The sequence below is a fragment of the Synechococcus sp. R55.7 genome (genome assembly GCF_047461955.1).
GTDB lineage: Bacteria > Cyanobacteriota > Cyanobacteriia > Thermostichales > Thermostichaceae > Thermostichus.
In genome coordinates this window covers 1-1,544 of the sequence record NZ_JANSIC010000337.1, presented here as the reverse complement: position 1 = coordinate 1,544, position 1,544 = coordinate 1, and the positions used below count along the sequence as shown (strand labels likewise).

Genomic DNA, 1,544 nt, shown 5'->3' with positions numbered 1-1,544 from the left:
CTGAACAACTGGGAAACCATCATCGCTGTTTTAGAGGGGAAACCTACTGGCGAAAGCGGGACGGGATCCTTTGCGGCAAGGGCTGTTGTGGAACCAGTAACAAGAATCCTCACCCTACCGCTACGGGGAAGCAAGCCAGTAGAGCAGGGAACATGTCAAAGCAGGTTGCTCAGGCGGCTGTGAAAGACCGAGTAGATCTCTGCGTAAGACTTCACCCACTCTGGATCCGGTTGAACATAGCGTTCTACCTGTACCAATCGATCGGCAGCCTGTTGGACAGAGCAGCACCAATAGGCAGAAGCGGCCAAGATGGCTGCCCCCACAGCCGGCTCCGGGTGTTTCACCACAGCCAAGGGACGAGCAAGGATGCTGGCGCGTAGGCGCAACCAGAGAGGGCTTTTGCTGCCTCCACCGGTGGTGAAAATCGGGCTCTGCTCTGGCACTGGGATCCCTTGAGCGGCCAACGTTTCCAGCCCCAGCCGCTCCACCATCGCTACCCCCTCCAACAAAGCAGCGTAAAAACGGGGGGATCCCTCTTCTGCCTCCGGCAAGAACCCGGCGAACCGGGGATCGACAATGGGAAAACGCTCTCCCGGCTGACAAAGGGGATAGCTGACCAGCCCGGTGGGCAGATAAGCCTGAGCTTGCTGATCCAGCATTTGCAGGTTGCCGTCGGGGAAGTAATGAGGCAAAACTCCGCCTCCACAAAAAGAGGCGGCCCCCGGCCACCAAACCATTCGTTCGCGACAGCGGTGCGGAGCACTGTCCGGGTGCAAATGGGAATAGATGCTTGGGGTTTGTATGGGATCCGGACTGTTGGCCTTAAAAATAAGGGTTGTGCCCAAGCTGGTGGAAACCTGCCCCAAGCGAATAGCCCCTGCCGCCAGTTGCCCGGCACAGCCATCGGTGATCCCTGCCGCGATCAGCACTTCCGGCCCCAACCCCCAGTCTGCTCGCACCGTTCCTAAAACCGTTCCCGGCGGCACCACCTCGGGGAAATGCTTGGGGTTTAGGCCCTGCCGCGCCAACCACTCCTGAGGCCAGGTGTAGGCCTCCAGGTCGAAACCGCTCTTGAGGGCATGGGTGTGATCGGTCACCTGCCTGCGCCCCCCCAGTTGGCTCAGCAAAAAGTCCGCCGGATGGGCCAAGTAGCTGTCTCGATACTGATCAGGATAGGCTTCCGCCCACCACAGCCAACGGCTGAGACCCCAACTGGCAGGGATCCCCAATTGCTTGGCCTGAGCCTGGCCCCGTGGGTCAGAATACAGCCACGCCTGTTCCAACGGCATGCCTCGACCATCCACCGGCAGAATGGTGCCGGAAGTGCTGCAAGCACTCAGAGCTGCAATGGAATACTGCTCCCCCAGTTGCGCGGTCAGTTGTCCCAAAAGGGCTTTCAGGGTTCGCAACCAGCGGCCCGGATTGGTCTCTGGGGGATCCCACTGGCGCTCGCTTTTGGCCACCACCTCCCCCTGCTCTGAGAGGGCCACCACCCGCATCCCAGAAGTGCCCAGATCGATCCCAAGAAACACAGGGGGCATAGG

The 1,544-nt window shown here is 60.2% G+C and carries 1 protein-coding gene; it reads right to left on the bottom strand.

From position 1 onward, the window contains the following. Positions 1 to 155: 155 nt before the first annotated feature. The coding region (locus tag NW820_RS12305) for an FGGY-family carbohydrate kinase (protein WP_414407633.1) at positions 156 to 1,544 on the bottom strand (1,389 nt) is incomplete at its 5' end.